This window comes from Halolamina sediminis (assembly GCF_001282785.1).
Classification (GTDB): domain Archaea; phylum Halobacteriota; class Halobacteria; order Halobacteriales; family Haloferacaceae; genus Halolamina; species Halolamina sediminis.
In genome coordinates, this window is record NZ_CVUA01000001.1 from 2,208,979 (window position 1) to 2,228,985 (window position 20,007).

A 20,007-nucleotide genomic window follows, 5' to 3' on the forward strand; every position below is an offset into this window, starting at 1 on the left:
CCTACCCGCCGTACACCGAGGGGACGATCCGGACCACGTCACCGTCTTCGAGTTCGGTGTCGAGCCCGTCGAGGTGGGTCACGTTCTTCTCGTCGACCGTCACGACCGTCGATCCTGCAGTCTCGTCCGCGTCCTCATCCACGAGCCGTCCCTCGAGGCTCGGATACTCCGCCTCCAGATCGCACAGGAGCTCTCCGACGGTCGTTCCGGGGTCGTACTCGCCGCCCACGTCCTCGACGCCGGCGTCGTCGCGGAACGGGCCGAACAGCTTGCAGTCGACGTGCACGGCTGGCACGTCGGGCGTCGGGGGAGAAGTAGCCAGCGGTCAGCCGGTGGTGACGATCTCGACCACGTCGCGGTGGGCGAGCTCGTGGTCCGAGCCGACCTGTCGGCCGGAGCGGCAGTCGATCCCGTGGAGCAGGCCGTCGCCCACGTCGGAGTGGATAGTGTACGCGAAGTCCTCGACGGTGCCGCCCTCGGGGAGGACGAAGCAGTCCCTGAACACGCCCTTCTCGTCTTTCGAGCCGTTGGCGCTGCCGGGGAACACGCCGATACAGCCCAGCGTCTCGAACAGCGCGGTCTCGAGCACGTCCTGGACGCCGGTGCCGCCGTAGTTCCCGACGAACTCGCGGATCTGTTCGAGCCCCTCCTCCTGCTCGCCGCTCACGTCGCCGACGATCTCGAAGTCGGGTTCGCCGGGGGTGTACTCCACGACGCCGGCGTCGTTCGCCTTCTTCAGCGACTTCTCGGCGTGGGCGCTGACGGGCACGAAGTCGAGGTGGTCGTACTGTTGTTCCTCGGTGATTTCGGCCCAGTTCTCCTGTGCGGCGGGTGTGTCCATCTTGTTGGCCGCGATCACGATCGGCTTGGTGCGCTTGCGGATCTCCCGGGCCAGCTCCTCGCGCTCGTCGTCGCTCCACGCTTCGGGATCGAAGTCGATCCCCTGGCCGAGGATGATCTGCTTGATCTCCTCGGCGACGATCCCGAACGCGTCCATCTGCTCGCCGAGCGCGTCCTCCACGTCGCCGTCGCCGCCGTGGTAGCCCGAGAGGTGCCGCTCGATCCCCTTCTCCAGCACGTCGAGGTACCACATGTCGATCTCGTTCTCGAGGAACGCGATGTCCTCCCGGGGGTCGTGGCCCTCGGTAGCCTCGCCTTCGAGGTCGGTCTCGCCGGAGAAGTCGACGACGTGAACGAGGACGTCCGTCTCGTTCAGGTCCGCGAGGAACTGGTTGCCCAGCCCGTTCCCCTCGTGGGCGCCGGGGATGAGACCCGCCACGTCGACGAGTTTGACCGGGACGAACCGGGTGCCGTCGTCGCAGTAGCCGACGCTCGGCGTACACGTCTCGTCGAACTCCGGGGCGGCACACTCCACGCGGACGTACGCCTCGCCCACGCTCGGGTCGATCGTCGTGAAGGGGTAGGCCCCTTCCGGCACGTCGTTCATCGTCGCGGCGTTGAACAGCGTCGACTTGCCCACGGAGGGCTTGCCGACGAGTCCGATCCGATAACTCATTGGAACGATCGACGTGGTACCCGGACAAAAGGCGTCCCATCGGCACCGTCTCAGTCTGTGAGTCTCACACACGGGCGAGCCGGAGGGGATTTGCCCGACGGGAACCGAGGGCGGGTATGAGCGACGACGCGGACGGGACGGAGGAGGCGGGCGATGGCGACACGTTCGGCGTCGGGGTTCGTGTGACCGAGAGCGAACTGCGCGTCGTGGTCCGGGTGCCATCGGACATCGACTCGGGGTGGACCGACCCCGACTCGTTCCAAGGGATGGTCGAGGAGGTGCTCTGGGAACGGCTCGATCGAAAAGAGACGCTTCGTGTGATCGCGTCGACGACCGAACCCGGGGAGACGACGATGCTCGGGACGGTGACGCTCCGGCCTGACGGCACCGTCGTCGATAGCTCGCTCGCGGCGCCGTCAGTCGGGCAGTAGCTCGACCGCGAGCCCGAGCTCCGCGGCACGCTCGGGGTCGTAGCGCCGGCAGTCGTACCGGTTCGGGCCGTTCGTGTCGGCCCGGACCGCGAGCGCGTCTAACTGCGCCAGCGCCGACAGCGTCGCGCCGAGCGTGCGCGAGGAGAGTTCGGTGTCGAGCTGGCCGGCCTGCACGTACGAGCGGTCGACCCGGTCGAGGATCTCGATCGCGTCCCGCCAGTACTGTCGGAAGTAGCCGAACGTGGTCGGATCGGTCGCCCGGAGCCGCTGCACCGCGGTCGGCGCGTCGGAGTCGAACGACGGCTCGCCGACGGTTTCGGTGAACGCGTCGCCGAAAGCGACGGCGTCGCACACCGTGTCGGGGGAGACGGCGGCGACGACCCCCGAACCCTCCCGCTCGGTGCGCTCGCGGAACCGATCGAGCAGGGATTCGACAGTCTCCCGATCGGTGTCCTCGCGGAGATCACGCAGCGACTCGACGTACACCACGGTCCCGCGCGGACTCTCGGCCCAGCCGTCGAAGAAGCGATCGGACACCGACTGGAGCCCCTCGCCGGTGAGGGGACGCTCCAGTTCGGTGACGACGAGGTCGTTCGAGACGACGTTCGTGCGCGTCTCCGCCGCGGCTCCCCGTGTGAAGTCGAAACAGTCGACGATCGCCAGCTGTGTCGCGTCGCCGCCGGATCGCTCCCAGCGGCGATGCCACTCGTCGGCCGTCGAGTCGGTCAGCACCGCGATGACGTTCCGTCCGGCCGCGTGCTCGCGTAGCGCCCGCATCGCCCGGTCCACTCCAAACGAGAGGAGTGCCGGACCGTCGTCGGGCATCGTGCCGATTACAACACCCGAGCAGGCATAAAAATACGTGTTGCGGCGGATAGGATATCCGCTCGAGGTATCGAAAACGAGCGGAGAGCGATCGACTCGCTCACTCCTCACAACGTCAAGTATACCGCAATGAATAGAGAGACGGCGAGTGCACTTTCCCAGCGGGTCGCCCACGCCAGTACTCGCCCACACGTAGGTGAGCTTAACTTCCGTGTTCGGGATGGGTACGGGTGTTGCCTCACCACTCTGGCCGTCTCACGCCGAGTCGTGGAATCGAACCACGAGCATGCCATGCTCGGTGTGATCGAACCGTGTAATAAGCGTAGTCCAGTTCGCACCTGGACCCGTTCAAAACGGGTGCAGTGCAGAGATATCCGATTACCGGATGAATGATGGCTTCGGTCTGTTAGTGCTCGCGGACTCAACGCCTCGTTGCCTTGGCGCGTACATCCCGAGTCTATCTAACTCCTCTTCTACGAGTGACCTCAACGGTACTTCGTTTCCGAGTGGGTTTCGAGCTTAGATGCGTTCAGCTCTTACCCCGTGACGCGTGGCTGCCCGGCAGTGCTCTCTCGAACAACCGGTACACCAGTGGCGTCCAATCGTAGTTCCTCTCGTACTATACGATCGTTCTCGTCAAGTACCATAACACCCCCAATAGATAGCAGCCGACCTGTCTCACGACGGTCTAAACCCAGCTCACGACCTCCTTTAATAGGCGAACAACCTCACCCTTGCCCGCTTCTGCACGGGCAGGATGGAGGGAACCGACATCGAGGTAGCAAGCCACGCGGTCGATATGTGCTCTTGCGCGTGACGACTCTGTTATCCCTAAGGTAGCTTTTCTGTCAGCAACCTGGCCCATCAAGGACCATGGTTGGTTCGCTAAACCACGCTTTCGCGTCAGCGTCACTCGTTGGGAATGACACTGTCAGACTTCCGTTTGCTCTTGCGCTCTTCCTCGGGTTCCCGACCCGAGTGAGGAAATCTTGGGGCGCGCTCGATATCTTTTCGAGCGCGTACCGCCCCAGTCAAACTGCCCGGCTACCGGTGTCCTCCGCCAGGAGTGAGAGTCGCAGTCACTACCGGGTAGTGTTTCATGTATGGCTGGGTGGCCCGCTAGCGCGGGTACCTCTGTAACGCCTCCTACCTACTCTGCACAGTAGCGACCACGTCTCAGCGACAGCCTGCAGTAAAGCTCTATAGGGTCTTCGCTTCCCCTTGGGGGTCTCCAGACTCCGCACTGGAACGTACAGTTCACCGGGTCCAACGTTGGGACAGTGGCGCTCTCGTTGATCCATTCATGCGAGTCGCTACTGAAGCGACAAGGTACTACGCTACCTTAAGAGGGTCATAGTTACCCCCGCCGTTGACGGGTCCTTCGTCCAATTGTACTTGGTGTTCAGATACCCGCACTGGGCAGGATTCAGTGACCGTACGAGTCCTTGCGGATTTGCGGTCACCTGTGTTGTTACTAGACAGTCGGAGCGCCCAAGACACTGCGACCTGCCCCGCTTGGGGCAGGCATTCCTTATTGCGAACGTACGGAACTAACTTGCCGAATTCCCTAACGTCGGTTCTCCCGACAGGCCGCGCCTTGCTCTGGCAGAGTACCTGTGTCGGATCTCGGTACGGACATCGTGCTCCCTTTTCACGGGCTCTTGGTAACATCGACTTTCGCTGTCTCGAGCTTCGCTCGCTTCCTGCCGTTACGGCGTCCACGAGCTTCCTCGATTCGACCGGGCGAAGGCCCGGCTCAATGGTTCCGAAAGCGTCGGTTTCACTGCACGATGGTGCTGGAATATTAACCAGCTGTCCTTTCGATCCCTGCGAGTTACGAGGGACCTTAGGATCGACTAACCCTTGGCTGACTAACAGTGCCAAGGAACCCTTACTCTTCTGGCCGTCGGGGTTCACACCCGACTTTCGCTGCTACTATGACTAGGATTTTCGTTACTAGACGGTCCACGCGAGCTCTCGCCCGAGCTTCCATCCGTCCAGAATGCCAACCTACTGGGTCACTATCTGAATAGTGCCGCTAGGTCTCGGTGGTAGATTTGAGCCCCGATCATTTTCGGCGCCTCGAACCTCGGCCGGTAAGCTGTTACGCTTTTCTTAGAGGGTAGCTGCTTCTAAGCTCACCTCCCGGCTGTTTAGGGCTCGAGACCACCTTCCAATCGCACTTAATCTACACTTTGGGACCTTAACCCAGCTCTGGGTTGTTCCCCTCATGGTACCCAAGCTTACCCCGGGCACCGGACTCCCATCGTCCACGGCGTTTGCACGTTCGGAGTTCGACAGAGAGGCCGACTCCTCTCGGAGGCGGGTCTCTCAATCGGTCGCTCTACCGCGCAAACTACCTCGGATGAGGTCATGCTTCGACATGTTTCGGTTGGAACCAGCTGTTGCCGAGCTCGATGGGCCTTTCACCCCTACTCTCGAGTCACGGGAGGGTATTGTAGGACACCAACCCTAACGGGCCTCCACGTGCCTTTCGGCACGCTTCGCCCTGCTCCAGAGTAGATCGCTCGGTTCCGGGTCGTATCCCTTCGACTCCCCGCGCTTGAACACGGTGGGCCTGGCAATGCTGCGCCCCTATCGGTTTCCCTACGCCTCCCCGGATGATCCGGTTAGACTCGCCAAAGAGATACACTCCCTAGTTCGTTTTTCAAAACGTACGACGGAACTTCGGCTCCCCTCTCGTCCTACTGGAAGCTCGCGCTTCGATCGTTTTGAGAGGGGCCTTTCAAGCCCCGTCGCTCTATCGCCGACTGGTTTCATGCCCTATTGCACCGCCCTTCTCGGGGTGCTTTTCAGCGTTCGCTCACGCTACTTGTTCGCTATCGGTCTCGAGGAGTGTTTAGCCTTCGCGGTCGATGCCCGCGACATTCACGAGGGATATCCAACCCCCGCTACTCTAGAACTGGCGCACACTCTACTGAACTACGGTACGGGACTGTCGCCCTGTTTCGTGCTCTGTTCCAAGAGACTTCTCGTAGTTTGTCGAGTGCTGGGAGCCAGCCTGTACACCACATGTCCTTGCGGATTCGGTTTGGGCTGTATCGCGTTCACTCGCGGTTACTAACGACATCGCAGTTGCTTTCTCTTCCTGTCCTTACTAAGATGTTTCAATTCAGGACGTTCCCCATTGCGCGAGGCAATTGCGGTGGGGATTCCCATTCGGAGATCCTCAGTTCTATGCTTCCATGCAGCTCCCTGAGGCTTATCGCAGCTTGGCACGTCCTTCTTCGGCACTCGAGCCGAGCAATCCATCAGCCGGCATAGTAGCCGTCTGTCGGTAATCGTCTATCGTCGTTCCACTGCAACCCGGGTGAACGGGTCCAGTGGGTGCCTGGACTACGCTTACACACGGTCGTCAACGTACGTCCCGTGGGTGTCACGGGAGCGTACTCTGACCCTTCCCAGACGCGCTCTCGCGGTCTGGTGCATCGATCGTTCTGGATTCCATCGTACTTCCGTCGGGCATATAACCCGCACGGTTTCCTTCTATCCGAGATGGACTCGCGGGGATTCGAACCCCGGGCATCCTCCTTGCAAAGGAGGCACTCTCCCACTGAGCTACGAGCCCTATGGAGCTTTGGTAGTTCTAAGGTGCCCGGTCGAACCGGAAACACCGAACGGCGAAAGGTGGGTCTGCCCAGAGGGCAGATCCCGGTCAGTGGAGGTGATCCAGCCGCAGATTCCCCTACGGCTACCTTGTTACGACTTAAGCCCCCTTGCGGAGCCCAGATTCGACCTGTGAAACAGGCCTCATCCGGACCCCACTCGGGTGCTTTGACGGGCGGTGTGTGCAAGGAGCAGGGACGTATTCACCGCACTCTCCTGGAATGCGATTACTACCGAATCCAGCTTCATGCGGACGAGTTGCAGTCCGCAATCCGAACTACGACCGAGTTTCTGAGATTACCGTCCCCTCTCGGGGTAGGAACCCATTGTCTCGGCCATTGTAGCCCGCGTGTTGCCCAGCCCATTCGGGGCATACTGACCTACCGTTGCCCGTTCCTTCCTCCGCCTTGGCGGCGGCAGTCCTCCTAATGTACCCATCATCCACAAGGGACATGCTGGCAATTAAGAGTGCGGGTCTCGCTCGTTGCCTGACTTAACAGGACGCCTCACGGTACGAGCTGACGGCGGCCATGCACCACCTCTCTACGGCGTCGTGACGAGGTCATCAACCTGGCCGTCATCACCGTAGTCGGGGCTGGTAAGGTTACCGGCGTTGAGTCCAATTAAACCGCAGGCTCCTCCGGTTGTAGTGCTCCCCCGCCAATTCCTTTAAGTTTCATCCTTGCGGACGTACTTCCCAGGCGGTTCGCTTAGCGGCTTCCCTGCGGCACATCACTCACTCGTAGTGAGTGACACACCTAGCGAACATCGTTTACGGCTGGGACTACCCGGGTATCTAATCCGGTTCGAGACCCCAGCTTTCGTCCCTCACTGTCGGATCAGTCCTCTCGAGGTGCTTTCGCCATCGGCGGTCCGTTCAGGATTACGGGATTTCACTCCTACCCCGAACGTACCCCTCGAGCCTTCCTGTCCCAAGCCGCACAGTTTCCGCCGGACGCCCACCCGTTAAGCGGGTGGATTTCCCGACGGACTTGCGCGGCCAGCTACGGACGCTTTAGGCCCAATAAGATCGGTCATCACTCGAGCTGCCGGTATTACCGCGGCGGCTGGCACCGGTCTTGCCCAGCTCTTGTTCCTGAACCCCCCTACGGTTCAGAAAAGAAAGGGCGATATGCCCTTTCACTCGGGGTCCCCTTATCGCACTGGCGTGCAGTGTAAAGGTTTCGCGCCTGCTGCGCCCCGTAGGGCCCGGAATCTTGTCTCAGATTCCGTCTCCGGGCTCTTGCTCTCACAACCCGTACCGATTATTGGCACGGTGGGCCGTTACCCCACCGTCTACCTAATCGGCCGCAGCCACATCCTACAGCGCCGGAGCGTTTGAGCGTCGACGTGTTCAAACAGTCGACGCGTATCGGGAGTTAGCCTCAGTTTCCCGAGGTTGTTCCCGTCTGTAGGGTAGTTTGGCCACGTGTTACTGAGCTATACGCCGCGGGTCTAACCCGCGCGACTAGCATGGCTAAATCGGACCCCGATAGCAATGACCTCCGGCAGGATCAACCGGAATGTGTACGTGCTGATGCACGTGGGTGGCGGGTCGGATCACACGACGTGATCGTTACCAATCTGGTATTGCGTATCGGTTACCGTTCGCTGTCCACCGGCCGAACCGGGGGACACCGAACTACCAAAGCTCACATCAGATTCCGTCCTACGGCGGACCGGGGGGGCGGAATCCTCATCTTTCTTCGGACCCGTATGTTTCGCTCGATGGGTCATAAACCCATCGAAGCGAGCCGGGCCCACGCACCGTCTCGGGTCGTCCCGGGCCACGGCGCGTTCTTCGCATTCCATCCGATGGGTGTGGAACACTTAACCCTGATGTTTCGATCGGCCACTGGGTGGCGTTACCGTGGGAATATCTTCTCACGATCCACCACCGACACCGGCGAGGCGGTATATAAGGGAACCGTTTATAAGGGCTGGGTGAGCAATAAAGGGTGAACGATGAGTTCGCCGGCAGACTCAATAGAGATCCAGAACGTGGTCGCATCGACGGGTATCGGGCAGGAGCTCGACCTCGAAGCGTTGGCGGAGGACCTCCCGGGCGCCGACTTCAACCCCGACAACTTCCCCGGCCTCGTCTATCGGACACAGAGTCCGAAGGCGGCAGCACTGATCTTCCGCTCGGGGAAGATCGTGTGCACGGGCGCGAAGAGCATCGCCGACGTCCACGAGGCGCTGGGCATCATCTTCGAGAAGCTCCGTGACCTCACCATCCCGGTTGAGGACGACCCGGAGATCACCGTCCAGAACATCGTCTCGAGCGCCGACCTCGGGCACAACCTCAACCTCAACGCGCTCGCGATCGGGCTGGGGCTCGAGGACGTCGAGTACGAGCCCGAACAGTTCCCGGGCCTCGTCTACCGGATGGACGAGCCCGACGTGGTGATCCTCCTGTTCGGTTCCGGGAAGATCGTCATCACGGGCGGGAAACGCACCGAGGACGCACAGGAGGCCGTCGAGCAGATCGTCGAGCGCATCGAGGGGCTCGGCCTCCTCAGCTGAACCGGCGACGCCGCCTCCCGACCCGTTTTTCGTCGCGCTGACGCAGTGTGATACCGGCGCAAGAGGAATAACCCTCCAGTACGAAGCCGCCGGTAGTGGCATCCCGTGACCACGGCCCGGACGGCCGGGGCGCCCCGGGCCCAGAGACGACGCACCGTACGGCCGAGCAGGCGGCGGTCCCCGAGGCCACCCGGCGGCGGCCCGAAGACCCGCCGATCCGGAACCCGGGACAGTACTCCCTGACCGACCACGTCCGCAAGCGGCTCGCACAGGGCGGCCGCTACGTCACCCTCGACGGCATCGACGCCACGATCCGCGGGGGACAGCTTCGCTGGAACAGCAGCGACGGCTGGCGGTTCGCCCGCGTCGACGAGGGTGTCCGGCTCGTGGTGGTCGTCTGTGACACCGACACCGCCTCCCCGGTCGTCGTCACCGCGTGGACGGAGATCGCCGACATCGGCGCCGCCCAGCGCTCGGAGCGGTGGGACCGGACCGACGTGGAGACGATCCGGCTCCGAAGCACGCTCTCGGAGCGCTCCGACGAGCACGTCCCCGAGCACATCCGCCCGCGCGACGTGCCCCGGCCGTTCTACGTCCGCGGCCACGATCTCGTCACCGAGCCCGGCGACGGCCACCTGCGCTGTGTCGACTGTCACGGCCGGTTCCGCTCGAAGGGCGAGCTCGACCGCGCGGACTGCTCGCGCTAGCCCACGATCGGCCGCGCCCGCGTGGTTTCCTCGACGTAACAGAGCGCGTCGAACGCCTCCGCGATCGGGTACGCAGTCAGATACCCCTCGGGACCGCCGTCGTACGTCGCCCCGACCGAGAACCGTTCTCGCTGCGCTGCCAGCCAGTCGACGAGCCGCGGATCCTCAGTTCCGCCTCGGAGATCGAGCATCGCCGTCCCCACACCTGCATCGTCGAGCACTTCCTCGACCGTACCCGAAACTGGGTCGGGCAGCGTGAACGAGGTGAGTCCTCGCCCCTCGCCGGTCCGGTCGATCGCTTGGAACGACCCGCGGGCGAACGCGAACCCGACCACGTAGTACACCTCGCCGTACCGATCGGCAAGATGGTTCCCCATCGACGGCACGGCGGCCTCGGAATCCCGGACCGCGTGCCGGTCCCGGTTGACGTGCGCATCGTGGCCCCAGAGGACGACCGGCCCGTCGGCCCGCTTTTCGATCCACTCGACGTTCGCGGCCATCGCCCGGTCCCGGACCCGAAGCACCGCTTCCATCGCCGTCTCGGCGTCGCCGTCGTCGGCTGCCTCCCACTCGAGGAGTCGCCGCTTGTACTCGGTCGCTTGTTCGATCACCCGGAGCCAGTGACGGGCACGCTCGTCGGCGTCGCCGTCCCCGAGCGCCGCGCGGACGCGCGGGACCACACGCTCCACGGCCTCGATGCGCTCCTCGGCTCGATCATCGTTTACGGGCCGAGTGCCGTCGTCGCCGATCAGTTCGAGATCGGCTGCGAGATCTGACTCCGGTTCGCCGCCGAAGTGGTCTCGGAGCGCGTCGACGGCGCCCTGCGTGTACTGGGCGTCGAAGCCGCGGAATCGGACCCAGTCGTCGATCGGCCGTTCCTCGTTGAACGCGCGAAGCCACTCCACCAGCGCGAGCACCTCCTCGGTCTGCCACGTCCAGAAGTACAGGTCTTCGAGCCCTGCCTCCGGATCGCCCCGGCCGTGGACGACGTACTCGTCGAGTGCCCGCGCTTCCGGCGCGTTCGCCTCCATCGCGAACGTCCGGACGCCCGCCTCGGTCACGAGCCAGCGCAGCAGTCGATGTTTGAGCCGGAAGAACTCCCGCGTCCCGTGAGTGCTCTCCCCGAGCGCGACGACTGCCGCGTCGTGGAGGCCGGCCGGAAGCACGTCGGGTGAGAGATTCGTTTCGGGGTCGCACGTGTCGAGTCCGCGTGCGTGTGTACGCAAGCCCGAACGAACGGCGGCCGGGGGAGTAGTCTCGTTCGATGCAGTCGATGTCGTGTCAGTCGTGTCGTTCGTCATCGTCGTCAGTATCGGTAGTGAGCGGGCGTTTCGAGGGCGAAGAAACGGGTGGCGACCGCAGTGACGGACGCGAGGCTACACCCCGCGTCAGACCGGCAGTCGACCGACGCTCACTGACGAACGGACAGCATCGTCTCACAGGTTATCCGGAGAGGGGAAGAGCGTTTCCCCGACAGTCGTCGGTGAAGCGTCGACGCCACAGGTCGCAAGCCGTATTCCCCACGACCGCCAACCGTGGGTAATGACGGATCTCTCCCTCTCGGAGTTCTACGACGCCGTCGAGGCGGAGGGCCGGCCGCTGCTCACCGCCGACGAGTTCGCCCGTCGCCTCGAGGAGTCACAGGCCGACGCGGACGAGGCACTCTCCCGCCTCGCCGATCAGGGGCTGCTCGAACGCGTCGACGTGGAGAACGACCCCGTGGTCTGGTATCCGACGGAGTGGGGGGAGCTCGCCTCGCGCGAGCGCGTGATCGTCTTCCCGGAACGACGAGAGATCGTCGTCGACCGCCCGACGCAGTACACCCAGGCCCGCCTCTCGCAGTTCGCCCACCTCGTCGACACGACCGGTACCGAGCCCGGCACGCGCGGCTACCTCTACCGGATCCGCCCGGAGGACGTCTGGTCCGCACCCTTCGACGGCGTCGCCGACCTGATCCTCACGATGCGTGGGGTGTTCCCCCGACGCTACGAAGGGTTGGAGGAGTGGGTCGAGAGCCAGTGGAAGCGCGCCAACCGCTTCCGGCTCGACACCCACGAGGACGGCTACACCGTCCTCACCGCGGCCACCGACGACCTCATGGGCAACGTCGCGATGGAGAAGCTCGACGACGACGCGATCCGGGCGCCCATCTCCGACACCGAGGCGTGGGTCAACGAGGACGCGATCGCGGGAATCAAGCGCACCCTCTACGAGGCGGGCTACCCCGTCGTCGACGACCGCGACCTCGAAAGCGGCGACCCCATCGACGCCGAGCTCACCACCGACCTCCGGGAGTACCAGCAGTCCTGGGTCGACAGCTTCCTCGAGAAGCAGGCCGGCGTCCTCGTCGGCCCGCCCGGGTCCGGGAAGACCGTCGCCGCACTGGGCGCGCTCACAGCGGTCGGGGGCGAGACACTGATCCTCGTTCCGTCCCGCGAACTCGCGGGGCAGTGGCGCGAGGAGATCGAGCGCCACACCACCGTCGACCCGGACCAAGTCGGCGAGTACCACGGCGGCACGAAGCAGCTCCGCCCGATCACGATCGCGACCTACCAGATCGCGGGGATGGACCGCCACCGCCGGCTGTTCGACGAGCGCGAGTGGGGGCTGATCGTGTTCGACGAGGCCCACCACGTTCCGGCGCCGGTGTTCAGACAGTCCGCGGCGCTCCAGAGCAAACACCGCCTCGGCCTCACTGCCACGCCGGTCCGCGAGAGCGACGACGAGACCGACATCTACACGCTGATCGGCCCGCCGCTCGGCACCGACTGGTCGGCGCTGTTCGACGCCGGCTTCGTCGCCGAGCCCGAGGTCGAACTCCGCTACCTCCCGTGGGACGACGAGCTGGCCGAGAACGAGTACGCCAGCGCCGACGGCCGCGAGCGCCACCAGCTGGCCGCCACCAACCCCCGCAAAGTCGAGGAGATCGACCGACTGCTCGCCGACCACGAGGGCAAGGCGCTGGTGTTCGTCGACTACCTCGATCAGGGCGAGGCGATCGCCGACGAGCTCGACGCCCCGTTCGTCTCGGGGGAGACTCCCCACCACCGCCGCGAGCGCCTGTTCGAGTCGTTCCGCACGGGCGAGCGCGACGCGCTGGTGGTCTCCCGCGTCGGCGACGAGGGGATCGACCTCCCGAACGCGGAGCTCGCGGTCGTCGCGTCGGGGCTCGGCGGCTCCCGCCGCCAGGGCGCCCAGCGCGCGGGCCGCACGATGCGCCCGGTCGGGCGTGCGGAGGTGGTTGTGCTCGCGACCCACGGCACCCGCGAGGAGGAGTTCGCCCGCAAGCAGATGCGCCACCTCGCGGAGAAGGGCGTCCGCGTCAACGAGACGGTCGTCGGCGACGACGCCGACGGGTCGGGTAGCGACGAGGCGGACGAACCGGACGGCGACGAGAGAGACGACTCGAACGACGACGAAGGGGGCGGCGACGACGAGGAAGGCTCATCGGCGACAGACGCCTGATCCGGGGCGAGTTTGTAGTCCGACGCCGATAGCCCGACAGCGACCACCCAACGGACCGAGAGCGTTTAGGCGCCGGCCGCCGGCGACGGGCACATGGGCGACGAGCGACAGGCGACGTTCGGCAGCGACGGCTCGCTGGAGACCGACCGGCCCCCGGAGGCGACCGGCGAGGACGACTTCGGCGAGGAGAAAGACCCCGACGAGACCGACGGCGGCTTCAGCCGGTACGTCGTCTCCAGCCTGCTCCAGAAGGCGGTCCGGCGCTCCGACGAGGAGATCGCGGCGTGGGCCGCGTGGGAGCTCGCACGCTCGGGGTTCGGCTGGAACCTCTGGGAGCGCCTGAACCTCTACGTCGTCGAGGACCTCCGGGCCGGGCAGGACGTCGCGACCCAAGTGGCACGCTACGAGGAACTGGCGACCGACCGCTGGGAGCCCGACGAGTGGCGGGGCCGCCTCTGTGCTGTGCACGCGGCGCTCGCGTGTGCCCGCGCGCAGTCCTCCCGCGAGGCCGCTAACGCCGACGAGTACTTCGGCACCGTCGCAGAGCGCCGCGCCGAGGCCCGCAAGCGCGGGGAGGAGCCGAGCCACGACTTCCCCGTCAGCGATCTCGAACCGAACGGTCGATTCGACGCGGTGTTCGACGGCCACACCGGCGAGGGCTCGCGCCGCGACCGCGGCACGGAGTTCTTCAAGACCCACGGCGCCCGCGTGGGCCCAGAGGGCGAGGGCGACCTCAGCGCCCGCTGGCAGCGCCTCGCGATGGTGCTGTCTTCGACGGAGTTCGACGAGGCCGACATCGAGCGCGCACTGGCGCCCACGGACGCCGACGATCCGTGGGCCGATCCGGATTCGTAAGCGGTCGGCCTGTCGCCGAGACCGGCGATCGGCCGGGAGACGGTGAAAGGAGACCCCCCGCGGGACCACTTTTTAAGCGTGTTCGCGGTGGAGACGGCGTATGGATCTCACGGGGGTTCGCGTTCTCGACCTGACGCGGCTGCTACCGGGCCCGTACGCGACACAGCTCCTCGCGGACATGAACGCCGACGTCGTCAAAGTCGAGGAGCCGGGGGTCGGCGACTACGCGCGGTCCATGGCGCCGAAGACGCCGGAGGGCGTCGGAACGATCTTCACTGCGGTCAACGAGGGGAAGCGGAGCGTCACGCTCGACCTCGAGGACGACGACGGGCACGAACTCTTCGACGAACTGGTCGCGGACGCCGACGTCGTGATCGAGCAGTTCCGGCCGGGCGTCGCCGAGGAACTCGGTATCGACTACGAGTCGGTCCGCGAGCACAATCCGGAGATCGTCTACTGTTCGCTCTCGGGATACGGACAGGATGGGCCGTACCGTGATCGAGTCGGGCACGACCTCAACTACGCGAGCGTCGCCGGGCTGGTCGATATGACGCGGGAGCAGGCCGACGGGAAGCCCGCAATTCCGGGCTACCCAATCGGGGACATGGCCGGCGGCCTCTTCGCCGCGTTCAGCGTCGTGAGCGCGCTTCTCAGCCGCTCGCTCGGCAACCGATCGGGGAGCTTCGTCGACGTCTCGATGACCGACACGATCCTGTCGTTCGCACAGCCGGTGGCGTCGGCGGCCTTCGCCGGGGACGACCCGCGCCCGCGGGAGACCGAACTGACCGGGAAGCTCCCCTGTTACGACCTCTACCGGACCGCGGACGATCGATACGTCTCGATCGCCGCGCTCGAGCCGAAGTTCTGGCGGAACCTCTGTGCGGCGGTGGACCACCCCGAACTGATCGAGAACCACCACGCCGAGGACGACGCCGTCCGGGAAGCGGTCCGGGACACCCTCGCGACGACGTTCCGGTCGAAGACGCAGGCGGAGTGGGAGGAGGAACTGGGCGAGTTGGACGTGATGTTCGCGCCGGTCCGGACGCCGAAAGAGGCGATCGCCGACCCCCACATCAGGAGTCGCGGCATCGTCGAGGACGACGGCGTCCCACGGGTCGGTTTCCCCGCGAAAGCGACGCCGGAGCGCCGGCACGGGCCCGATTCCGGACTGCCGGAGATGGGCGAACACACGAGGGAGGTGCTCGAGTCGGTCGGCGTCGACGAGGCGACGATCGAGGCGCTCCGCGAGCGGGACGTCATTTAGTGCGGCGCTCGAACCGTCGGTCTCGACGACACACACAGCGCTCGTCAATCTGATCGTCGTGAGGAGAAAGTCCGCCCTCCCCGATTGGAACGCCGGAAGACGACCTCGCTGCGCTCGGCTGCGACTTCCGTGCTCGAATCGGATCGGTTCTCCCTCACATTCAACACCGTTCGCTATCGCTCACGGGTGTTGAAGTTCAGTCCGCCCTCCCCGATTTGAACGGGGGGCAAGCCGATCTACAGTCGGCTGCTCTACCAGTCTGAGCTAAGGGCGGGCACTTCCACGTAGGTCCGGGTTCGGACTTAAGGATTGTCTCTTGGCCTCGCTACGTGAGTCAGTATCGCCCGACGACGACGGCCCCTCTGACGACGGTATCGAGCGGGGACGATACTGGATTGCTCCCTCCGAAACGGGTAAGCGCCCGGCGAGAGGAGCGTTCTGCGTGTCCCTCGCCGCCGTCGAGGAGCGAGTCCCGCCGATGGGCGCGCTGGCGGTCGCCGTCGTCGCCGTCAGCACCAGCGCCATCCTGATCCGCTGGTCGGGCGCGCCGAGCGTCGTGAAGGCGTTCTACCGCGTGCTGTTCACGACCGCGTTCCTGCTGCCGTGGGCAGTCGGCCGCTACCGCCACGAGTTCCGGGCGATCGAGCTCCGGGATCTGGGCGTCGCGGGGCTCACCGGCGTCGCGCTCGCGCTGCATTTCGCGTCGTGGTTCGAGAGCCTGAACCACACCTCCGTCGCCGCCAGCGTGACGCTGGTCCAGAGCCAGCCGCTGTTCGTCGCCGTCGGCGCGTGGGCGCTGCTCGACGAACGACTCACCCGGCGGATGCTCGTCGGCATCGCCGTCGCGCTGGTCGGCGCCGCCACGATGTCGCTAGGCGACCCGCTGCTGGCGGCGATGGGGATCGGGAGTTCGGACGGGCTCACGGGCACGAGCACGTACGGCAACGCCCTCGCGCTCGTCGGCGCCGTCTGTGCCGCCGCCTACGTACTCGCCGGGCGATCGCTCCGGCAGCGCGTCTCGCTCGTTCCCTACGTCGTCGTCGTGTACGTCGCCTGCTCGGTCGTGCTGCTCGTCGTCGCCCTCGCACAGGGCGCCCCGCTCGTCGACTACCCGCGCCACGAGTGGCTGCTGTTCCTCGGGATGGCGGTCGGGCCGGGAATCTTCGGCCACACCGTTATCAACTGGGCGCTCGCCCACGTCGAGTCCGGCGTCGTCTCGGTCAGCTTACTGGGCGAGCCCGTCGGGAGCACCGTGCTCGCGTTGCTTTTGCTTCCCGGCGAGGTGCCGACGCCGACGACGATCGTCGGCGGCGCCGTCGTCCTGCTGGGGATCTACCTCACCGCGGAGGCACGGAACCGTGACTGACTCGGCCCACTCCGCGGCCGACCGCCCCATCGACGACGACACGGCGCGGCGCTACGTCGGCAGCCAGATCGTGCTGTTCCTCGCGACACTGCTGCACGCGCTGCTGACGTGGCCGCTCTCAGAAACGGTCGCGCTGTTCGCCGGCGGTATCGTGGTCGCGTTCGCCGTCGAGGCGCCCGCGATCCGGGCCGGGCTGTTCACCCACTACCTCCGGCCGAAGGTCGCCGGCGTCCCCGTCTCGATCCTGCTCGCGTGGCCCGCCGTCGTCTACCTCGCGGTCCGCGCAGCGTCACTGGCCGTCGAGGGCACGGTCGCCGTCGCCGGGCTGGCGGCGGTGCTGGCGACGCTCGCCGACGCCGCGGTCGAACCGAACGCGGTCCGCGACGGCGCGTGGGCGTACGCGGACGTCCTCCCCGGCCCGCGCGTCCGTGGCGTGCCGTGGTGGAACGCCGCGGGCTGGCTCGGGGTCGTGTTCGTAACGGCACTGCTGCCGACGATGGTGTGAGAAGTAGCTACTCAAGCAGCTTCTTCGTCTGCCGGTGGCGGTAGCGGAACATCGGCTCGAAGCCGACGACGCCCAGCGGCCCGAGCGCCCGGCCGAGCCCGCCGAGCGGGAGCCGGTAGACGACGCGGTCCTCGATGATCGTCCCGTCGCCGTCCCCGCGGAAACGGTGGGTGTGTTTCCAGCGCGGGAACGGGCCGCCGCGCATCTCGTCGCGGAACCACGCCACGCCGTTGCCCTCCTCGCGGTCGGTGATGATCGAGGTCCAGCGCTGGCGCGGCCCGACGCCGAACGGGCGCAGCGACATCTCGATCTCGCTCCCCTGCATCAGCACCTCGGGGTCGGCCTCCCCGCCGGGGCCGCGGACTTCGCCGACGTCGAGATACATGAACCCGGGGGTGAGCGACTCCAACCCCTCGACCCGGGAGTGAAACGCCCAGACTTCCGAGAGCGGGGCATCGACGCGAGTGCGGCGCGTGTACGTGGGCATGGGTCCCACTACGGGCGGCGCCGGGATAACGACGGGGGCTACCGGCCGTCGAGTACCGAGAACCGTCGCGATCGGTCGTCCGCGGCCGCACCGAGGCGGGGCTTGCGCTTACAGCCTGTCTGCGTCGATCTCCGTCCCGGGTGGGGTCACGACGAGGAACCCCCGGAAGTGGGTCAGCGACCCGCCTTCCGCTCGGATCTCGCGGGCGAACCCCGCGGCCAGCGTGTTCAGGTCGCCCGCCACGTCGAGGACGAGCACGTCGCCCGACCGGACGGCGTCGATCCACTCGTCGGGATCGGTTTCGCCGTCCAGCACCCCCAGCACTACGTCACCCGTCGCGTCGTCGTCGGGGAGCTCCTCCTCAGCGCGGGTGAGGTCGAGGCCGAAATCGCTCATACCCGCCGTTGGGCGGGAGACGGTTAAAAAAGAGTCGGCGACGGCCGATGTACTGAAACGGGTGGCGGCACAAGGGCCGGTATGGCCTGTGCCCACGAGCTCGACAGCGAGTACCTCACGACCACCGACAGCACCGTCACGGAGATCCGCGGTGCCGGCGAGTCGCTCCGCATCGACGTCATCCTCCCCTGCCCGGACTGCGGCCAGGCGCTCGAACTCACGCTGACCGAGGAGAGCCGTGAGGAGGTCGACGTCGACTTCCCGCTCGACGACGCCGAGATCGCCAACAGCTAACGCCGGCGTCGGGGGCGTCCTACTCCTGGTACGCGATGCGGACCTGCTCCCAGCGCCCCTTCTCGACTAAGTGCTCCTGCAGCGCCTCCGCGTAGCGTTCGAGCAGCGCCTCGGCCTCCTCGGTCCGGTCGGGCTCGCCGCCGTCGCCGCCGCCACCGACGCCGAGGGCGTCTTTCACCGAGGAGAACACGCCGTCGCCGCCACCGCCGTCGGCGCTGCCGCCCGGCCCGGCGCCCATCCCGCGTTCCATCTTCTCGACCTCGGGCATGATCCCGGCCACCTTCTCCGTGTTCGGGACGATCCGGGCGTTCTCTGGGTCGTCGGCGTCGACGATATCGAACTCCGCCGCCGTCATGATCAGCCCCCACTCCTGGTTCGAGAACGGGGAGTCACGGACCTCCGCGGCGAACTGCTGGTCGACCGCCATCCGTTCGCCGACGATGGCGTCGGTCCAGTCTGACTCGCTCATACCACCCTCTACGCCGAGGGTGTGTTTCAGGGTTTCCCAAGCGGCGCTGCCCCCGCGCAGCATGGACCGACCGACTGTATAACTTACAGCGATACTCCGCATGAGCCCCACACGTTATCGCCCGTCTTTATCCGATATCCCATTCCGCTTTCGCTCGGAACAACCACAGTGGAAACGCCTGCAAGCGTCGAGGTATATCCGAAACGCGGCCCGACAAGTACTTATACCGGGACGCGATCCGAACGGGCACGGAGATGAGCCGAACCATTCGCCGCGTCACACTGTTCGCACTCTACCAACTCACGGTCCTGTTCGGGATCGCGCTGCTGCCGGTCGCGCTGTTCACCCGCCGACTTGGCGTCCCGCTGCCGCTCGGCCGAGCAGTCGACAGCGCGAAGGCGGCCTACGAGGCGACGGAGTAGTCGGGGGAGTTTTTCGCGGAGCGCCCGCCCGCGAAGCGGCGCCGTCGGGGTTTCGGAACCGGGGAGTTCTCCCCGAAGGGGTGGCTTTATCAGCGTTCCCCGATTAGCGTTCGTCAATGCGAACACCTGCTGATCAGTCAGGGCTCGACCCGCTGAGCGGCGACCAGTCCGACGTCTTCGGCCCCGAACTCGGGGAGTTCCCCCACGCCGACGAGCGTCGTGCACAGGCCGGGACCGACGAGGGGATGAAGACCGGGACGACCACGATCGGCATCAACGCCGGCGACGCGGTCGTGCTGGCGACGGACATGCGTGCCAGCATGGGTAACATGGTCTCCAGTAAGGACGTCCAGAAGGTCGAGCAGATCCACCCGACGGGCGCGCTCACTATCGCCGGCTCGGTGTCGGCGGCCCAGTCGCTGATCGAGACGCTGAAAGCCGAGTCGAACCTGTTCGAGGTCCGCCGGAGCAAGCAGATGTCGATGCAGGCGCTCTCCACGCTGACGGGTAACCTCCTGCGCTCGGGCGCGTTCTACATCGTCTCCCCCATCCTCGGCGGCGTCGACGACACCGGCGCGCACGTCTACTCCATCGACGCGCTGGGCGGCACCACCGAGGAGGACTACGCCGTCTCCGGCTCCGGCTCCCAGTTCGCGCTGGGCGTGCTCGAACAGGAGTTCGACGAGGAGATGGGTATCGAGGACGCGAAGACCGTCGCGACGAAGGCGATCAAGAGCGCGATGGAGCGGGACACCGCCTCCGGCAACGGGATCAACATCGCCGTCGTGACCGACGAGGGCGTCGAGGTCACGAAGGAGAAGGAGATCGACAAGCTGCTCTAAACCGACCGCG

18 protein-coding genes, 2 tRNA genes and 3 rRNA genes are annotated in these 20,007 nt (G+C 65.8%); 11 read left to right on the forward strand and 12 right to left on the reverse strand.

Annotated elements, in window-relative coordinates; translation table 11 throughout:
* Position 1 precedes the first annotated feature (1 nt).
* Both BN1959_RS11090 and BN1959_RS11095 read right to left on the reverse strand, forming a co-directional pair.
* Positions 2-286, reverse strand: a complete 285-nt coding sequence (locus BN1959_RS11090; protein ID WP_053948722.1) for a ubiquitin-like small modifier protein 1 — start codon at positions 284-286, stop codon at positions 2-4.
* A gap of 39 nt (positions 287-325) precedes the next feature.
* Positions 326-1,516 (reverse strand): redox-regulated ATPase YchF, encoded by a 1,191-nt coding sequence (locus tag BN1959_RS11095; RefSeq protein ID WP_053948723.1) that lies wholly within the window; start codon positions 1,514-1,516, stop codon positions 326-328.
* 116 nt (positions 1,517-1,632) lie between these two features.
* On the opposite strand from BN1959_RS11095, the gene BN1959_RS11100 reads away from it, so the two are divergent.
* A complete protein-coding gene (locus tag BN1959_RS11100) occupies positions 1,633-1,947 on the forward strand; it encodes a hypothetical protein (protein ID WP_053948724.1) in 315 nt (104 codons plus the stop codon).
* Here the strand turns inward: BN1959_RS11100 and BN1959_RS11105 are convergent.
* From BN1959_RS11105 to BN1959_RS11125, 5 genes are all read right to left on the reverse strand, one after another.
* Positions 1,933-2,772, reverse strand: a complete 840-nt coding sequence (locus BN1959_RS11105; protein WP_053948725.1) for a DUF7504 family protein — start codon at positions 2,770-2,772, stop codon at positions 1,933-1,935. The two genes, BN1959_RS11100 and BN1959_RS11105, sit on opposite strands and share 15 nt — an antisense overlap.
* Before the next feature lie 136 nt (positions 2,773-2,908).
* Positions 2,909-3,030, reverse strand: a 5S ribosomal RNA gene (gene rrf, locus BN1959_RS11110).
* Between the two features lie 128 nt (positions 3,031-3,158).
* Positions 3,159-6,070 (reverse strand): 23S ribosomal RNA (locus tag BN1959_RS11115).
* 219 nt (positions 6,071-6,289) lie between these two features.
* Positions 6,290-6,361 (reverse strand) — tRNA-Ala (locus BN1959_RS11120).
* Positions 6,362-6,452: 91 nt separating this feature from the next.
* Positions 6,453-7,924 (reverse strand): 16S ribosomal RNA (locus tag BN1959_RS11125).
* The 16S, 23S and 5S rRNA genes sit together here with 1 tRNA gene alongside, the layout of an rRNA operon.
* A 440-nt stretch (positions 7,925-8,364) precedes the next feature.
* Here BN1959_RS11125 and BN1959_RS11130 point away from each other — a divergent pair.
* Entirely contained in the window at positions 8,365-8,925 is a 561-nt protein-coding gene (locus BN1959_RS11130; protein ID WP_053948726.1) for a TATA-box-binding protein, read from the forward strand.
* A gap of 95 nt (positions 8,926-9,020) precedes the next feature.
* Positions 9,021-9,632: a hypothetical protein gene (locus tag BN1959_RS11135; RefSeq protein WP_237560329.1), complete on the forward strand. Its 612-nt coding sequence runs from the start codon at positions 9,021-9,023 to the stop codon at positions 9,630-9,632.
* Here BN1959_RS11135 and BN1959_RS11140 read toward each other — a convergent pair.
* Positions 9,629-10,798, reverse strand: coding sequence for an erythromycin esterase family protein (locus BN1959_RS11140; RefSeq protein WP_161803747.1), 1,170 nt, complete (start codon positions 10,796-10,798; stop codon positions 9,629-9,631). The two genes, BN1959_RS11135 and BN1959_RS11140, sit on opposite strands and share 4 nt — an antisense overlap.
* A 376-nt stretch (positions 10,799-11,174) precedes the next feature.
* On the opposite strand from BN1959_RS11140, the gene BN1959_RS11145 reads away from it, so the two are divergent.
* From BN1959_RS11145 to BN1959_RS11155, 3 genes are all read left to right on the forward strand, one after another.
* Positions 11,175-13,097 carry a DEAD/DEAH box helicase gene (locus BN1959_RS11145; RefSeq protein WP_079978673.1) on the forward strand — a complete coding sequence of 641 codons (1,923 nt, stop codon included), beginning with the start codon at positions 11,175-11,177 and terminating at the stop codon, positions 13,095-13,097.
* Positions 13,098-13,190: 93 nt separating this feature from the next.
* Entirely contained in the window at positions 13,191-13,952 is a 762-nt protein-coding gene (locus tag BN1959_RS11150; protein ID WP_053948728.1) for a hypothetical protein, read from the forward strand.
* A 100-nt stretch (positions 13,953-14,052) separates the two neighbouring features.
* Positions 14,053-15,216 carry a CaiB/BaiF CoA transferase family protein gene (locus BN1959_RS11155; protein WP_053948729.1) on the forward strand — a complete coding sequence of 388 codons (1,164 nt, stop codon included), beginning with the start codon at positions 14,053-14,055 and terminating at the stop codon, positions 15,214-15,216.
* Positions 15,217-15,416: 200 nt separating this feature from the next.
* Here the strand turns inward: BN1959_RS11155 and BN1959_RS11160 are convergent.
* Positions 15,417-15,490: transfer RNA gene (locus BN1959_RS11160), tRNA-Tyr, on the reverse strand.
* Positions 15,491-15,694: 204 nt separating this feature from the next.
* Between BN1959_RS11160 and BN1959_RS11165 the strand changes: the two genes are divergently transcribed.
* Positions 15,695-16,582, forward strand: a complete 888-nt coding sequence (locus BN1959_RS11165; protein WP_053949383.1) for a DMT family transporter — start codon at positions 15,695-15,697, stop codon at positions 16,580-16,582.
* Positions 16,575-17,087, forward strand: a complete 513-nt coding sequence (locus tag BN1959_RS11170; RefSeq protein ID WP_202594675.1) for a carotenoid biosynthesis protein — start codon at positions 16,575-16,577, stop codon at positions 17,085-17,087. Before BN1959_RS11165 ends, BN1959_RS11170 begins: the two co-directional genes overlap by 8 nt.
* Positions 17,088-17,094: 7 nt before the next feature.
* Here the strand turns inward: BN1959_RS11170 and BN1959_RS11175 are convergent, their stop codons facing one another.
* On the reverse strand, positions 17,095-17,574 hold the full coding sequence (locus BN1959_RS11175; protein WP_053948730.1) for an SRPBCC family protein: 480 nt from the start codon (positions 17,572-17,574) through the stop codon (positions 17,095-17,097).
* Between the two features lie 108 nt (positions 17,575-17,682).
* Positions 17,683-17,970 (reverse strand): DUF5779 family protein, encoded by a 288-nt coding sequence (locus BN1959_RS11180; RefSeq protein ID WP_053948731.1) that lies wholly within the window; start codon positions 17,968-17,970, stop codon positions 17,683-17,685.
* Positions 17,971-18,051: 81 nt separating this feature from the next.
* Here BN1959_RS11180 and BN1959_RS11185 point away from each other — a divergent pair, with 81 nt between their 5' ends.
* Positions 18,052-18,264, forward strand: a complete 213-nt coding sequence (locus tag BN1959_RS11185; RefSeq protein ID WP_053948732.1) for a hypothetical protein — start codon at positions 18,052-18,054, stop codon at positions 18,262-18,264.
* A 19-nt stretch (positions 18,265-18,283) separates the two neighbouring features.
* Here BN1959_RS11185 and BN1959_RS11190 read toward each other — a convergent pair whose 3' ends face one another.
* Positions 18,284-18,733: a DUF5799 family protein gene (locus BN1959_RS11190; RefSeq protein WP_053948733.1), complete on the reverse strand. Its 450-nt coding sequence runs from the start codon at positions 18,731-18,733 to the stop codon at positions 18,284-18,286.
* A 254-nt stretch (positions 18,734-18,987) separates the two neighbouring features.
* Here BN1959_RS11190 and BN1959_RS15075 point away from each other — a divergent pair, with 254 nt between their 5' ends.
* Positions 18,988-19,155 (forward strand): hypothetical protein, encoded by a 168-nt coding sequence (locus tag BN1959_RS15075; RefSeq protein WP_202594676.1) that lies wholly within the window; start codon positions 18,988-18,990, stop codon positions 19,153-19,155.
* 116 nt (positions 19,156-19,271) lie between these two features.
* Complete coding sequence (psmB, locus tag BN1959_RS11195) at positions 19,272-19,997, forward strand: archaeal proteasome endopeptidase complex subunit beta (protein WP_053948734.1); 726 nt, start codon at positions 19,272-19,274, stop codon at positions 19,995-19,997.
* The last annotated feature ends 10 nt before the right edge of the window (positions 19,998-20,007 follow it).

Coding starts and splice junctions, on each gene's coding strand:
- BN1959_RS11105 (WP_053948725.1), bottom strand. CDS start 2,772: ATGCCCGACGACGGTCCGGCACTCCTCTCGTTTGGAGTGGACCGGGCG.
- BN1959_RS15075 (WP_202594676.1), top strand. CDS start 18,988: ATGAGCCGAACCATTCGCCGCGTCACACTGTTCGCACTCTACCAACTC.
- BN1959_RS11130 (WP_053948726.1), top strand. CDS start 8,365: ATGAGTTCGCCGGCAGACTCAATAGAGATCCAGAACGTGGTCGCATCG.
- BN1959_RS11175 (WP_053948730.1), bottom strand. CDS start 17,574: ATGCCCACGTACACGCGCCGCACTCGCGTCGATGCCCCGCTCTCGGAA.
- BN1959_RS11145 (WP_079978673.1), top strand. CDS start 11,175: ATGACGGATCTCTCCCTCTCGGAGTTCTACGACGCCGTCGAGGCGGAG.
- BN1959_RS11185 (WP_053948732.1), top strand. CDS start 18,052: ATGGCCTGTGCCCACGAGCTCGACAGCGAGTACCTCACGACCACCGAC.
- BN1959_RS11100 (WP_053948724.1), top strand. CDS start 1,633: ATGAGCGACGACGCGGACGGGACGGAGGAGGCGGGCGATGGCGACACG.
- BN1959_RS11165 (WP_053949383.1), top strand. CDS start 15,695: ATGGGCGCGCTGGCGGTCGCCGTCGTCGCCGTCAGCACCAGCGCCATC.
- BN1959_RS11150 (WP_053948728.1), top strand. CDS start 13,191: ATGGGCGACGAGCGACAGGCGACGTTCGGCAGCGACGGCTCGCTGGAG.
- BN1959_RS11180 (WP_053948731.1), bottom strand. CDS start 17,970: ATGAGCGATTTCGGCCTCGACCTCACCCGCGCTGAGGAGGAGCTCCCC.
- BN1959_RS11095 (WP_053948723.1), bottom strand. CDS start 1,516: ATGAGTTATCGGATCGGACTCGTCGGCAAGCCCTCCGTGGGCAAGTCG.
- BN1959_RS11155 (WP_053948729.1), top strand. CDS start 14,053: ATGGATCTCACGGGGGTTCGCGTTCTCGACCTGACGCGGCTGCTACCG.
- BN1959_RS11190 (WP_053948733.1), bottom strand. CDS start 18,733: ATGAGCGAGTCAGACTGGACCGACGCCATCGTCGGCGAACGGATGGCG.
- psmB (WP_053948734.1), top strand. CDS start 19,272: ATGCGAACACCTGCTGATCAGTCAGGGCTCGACCCGCTGAGCGGCGAC.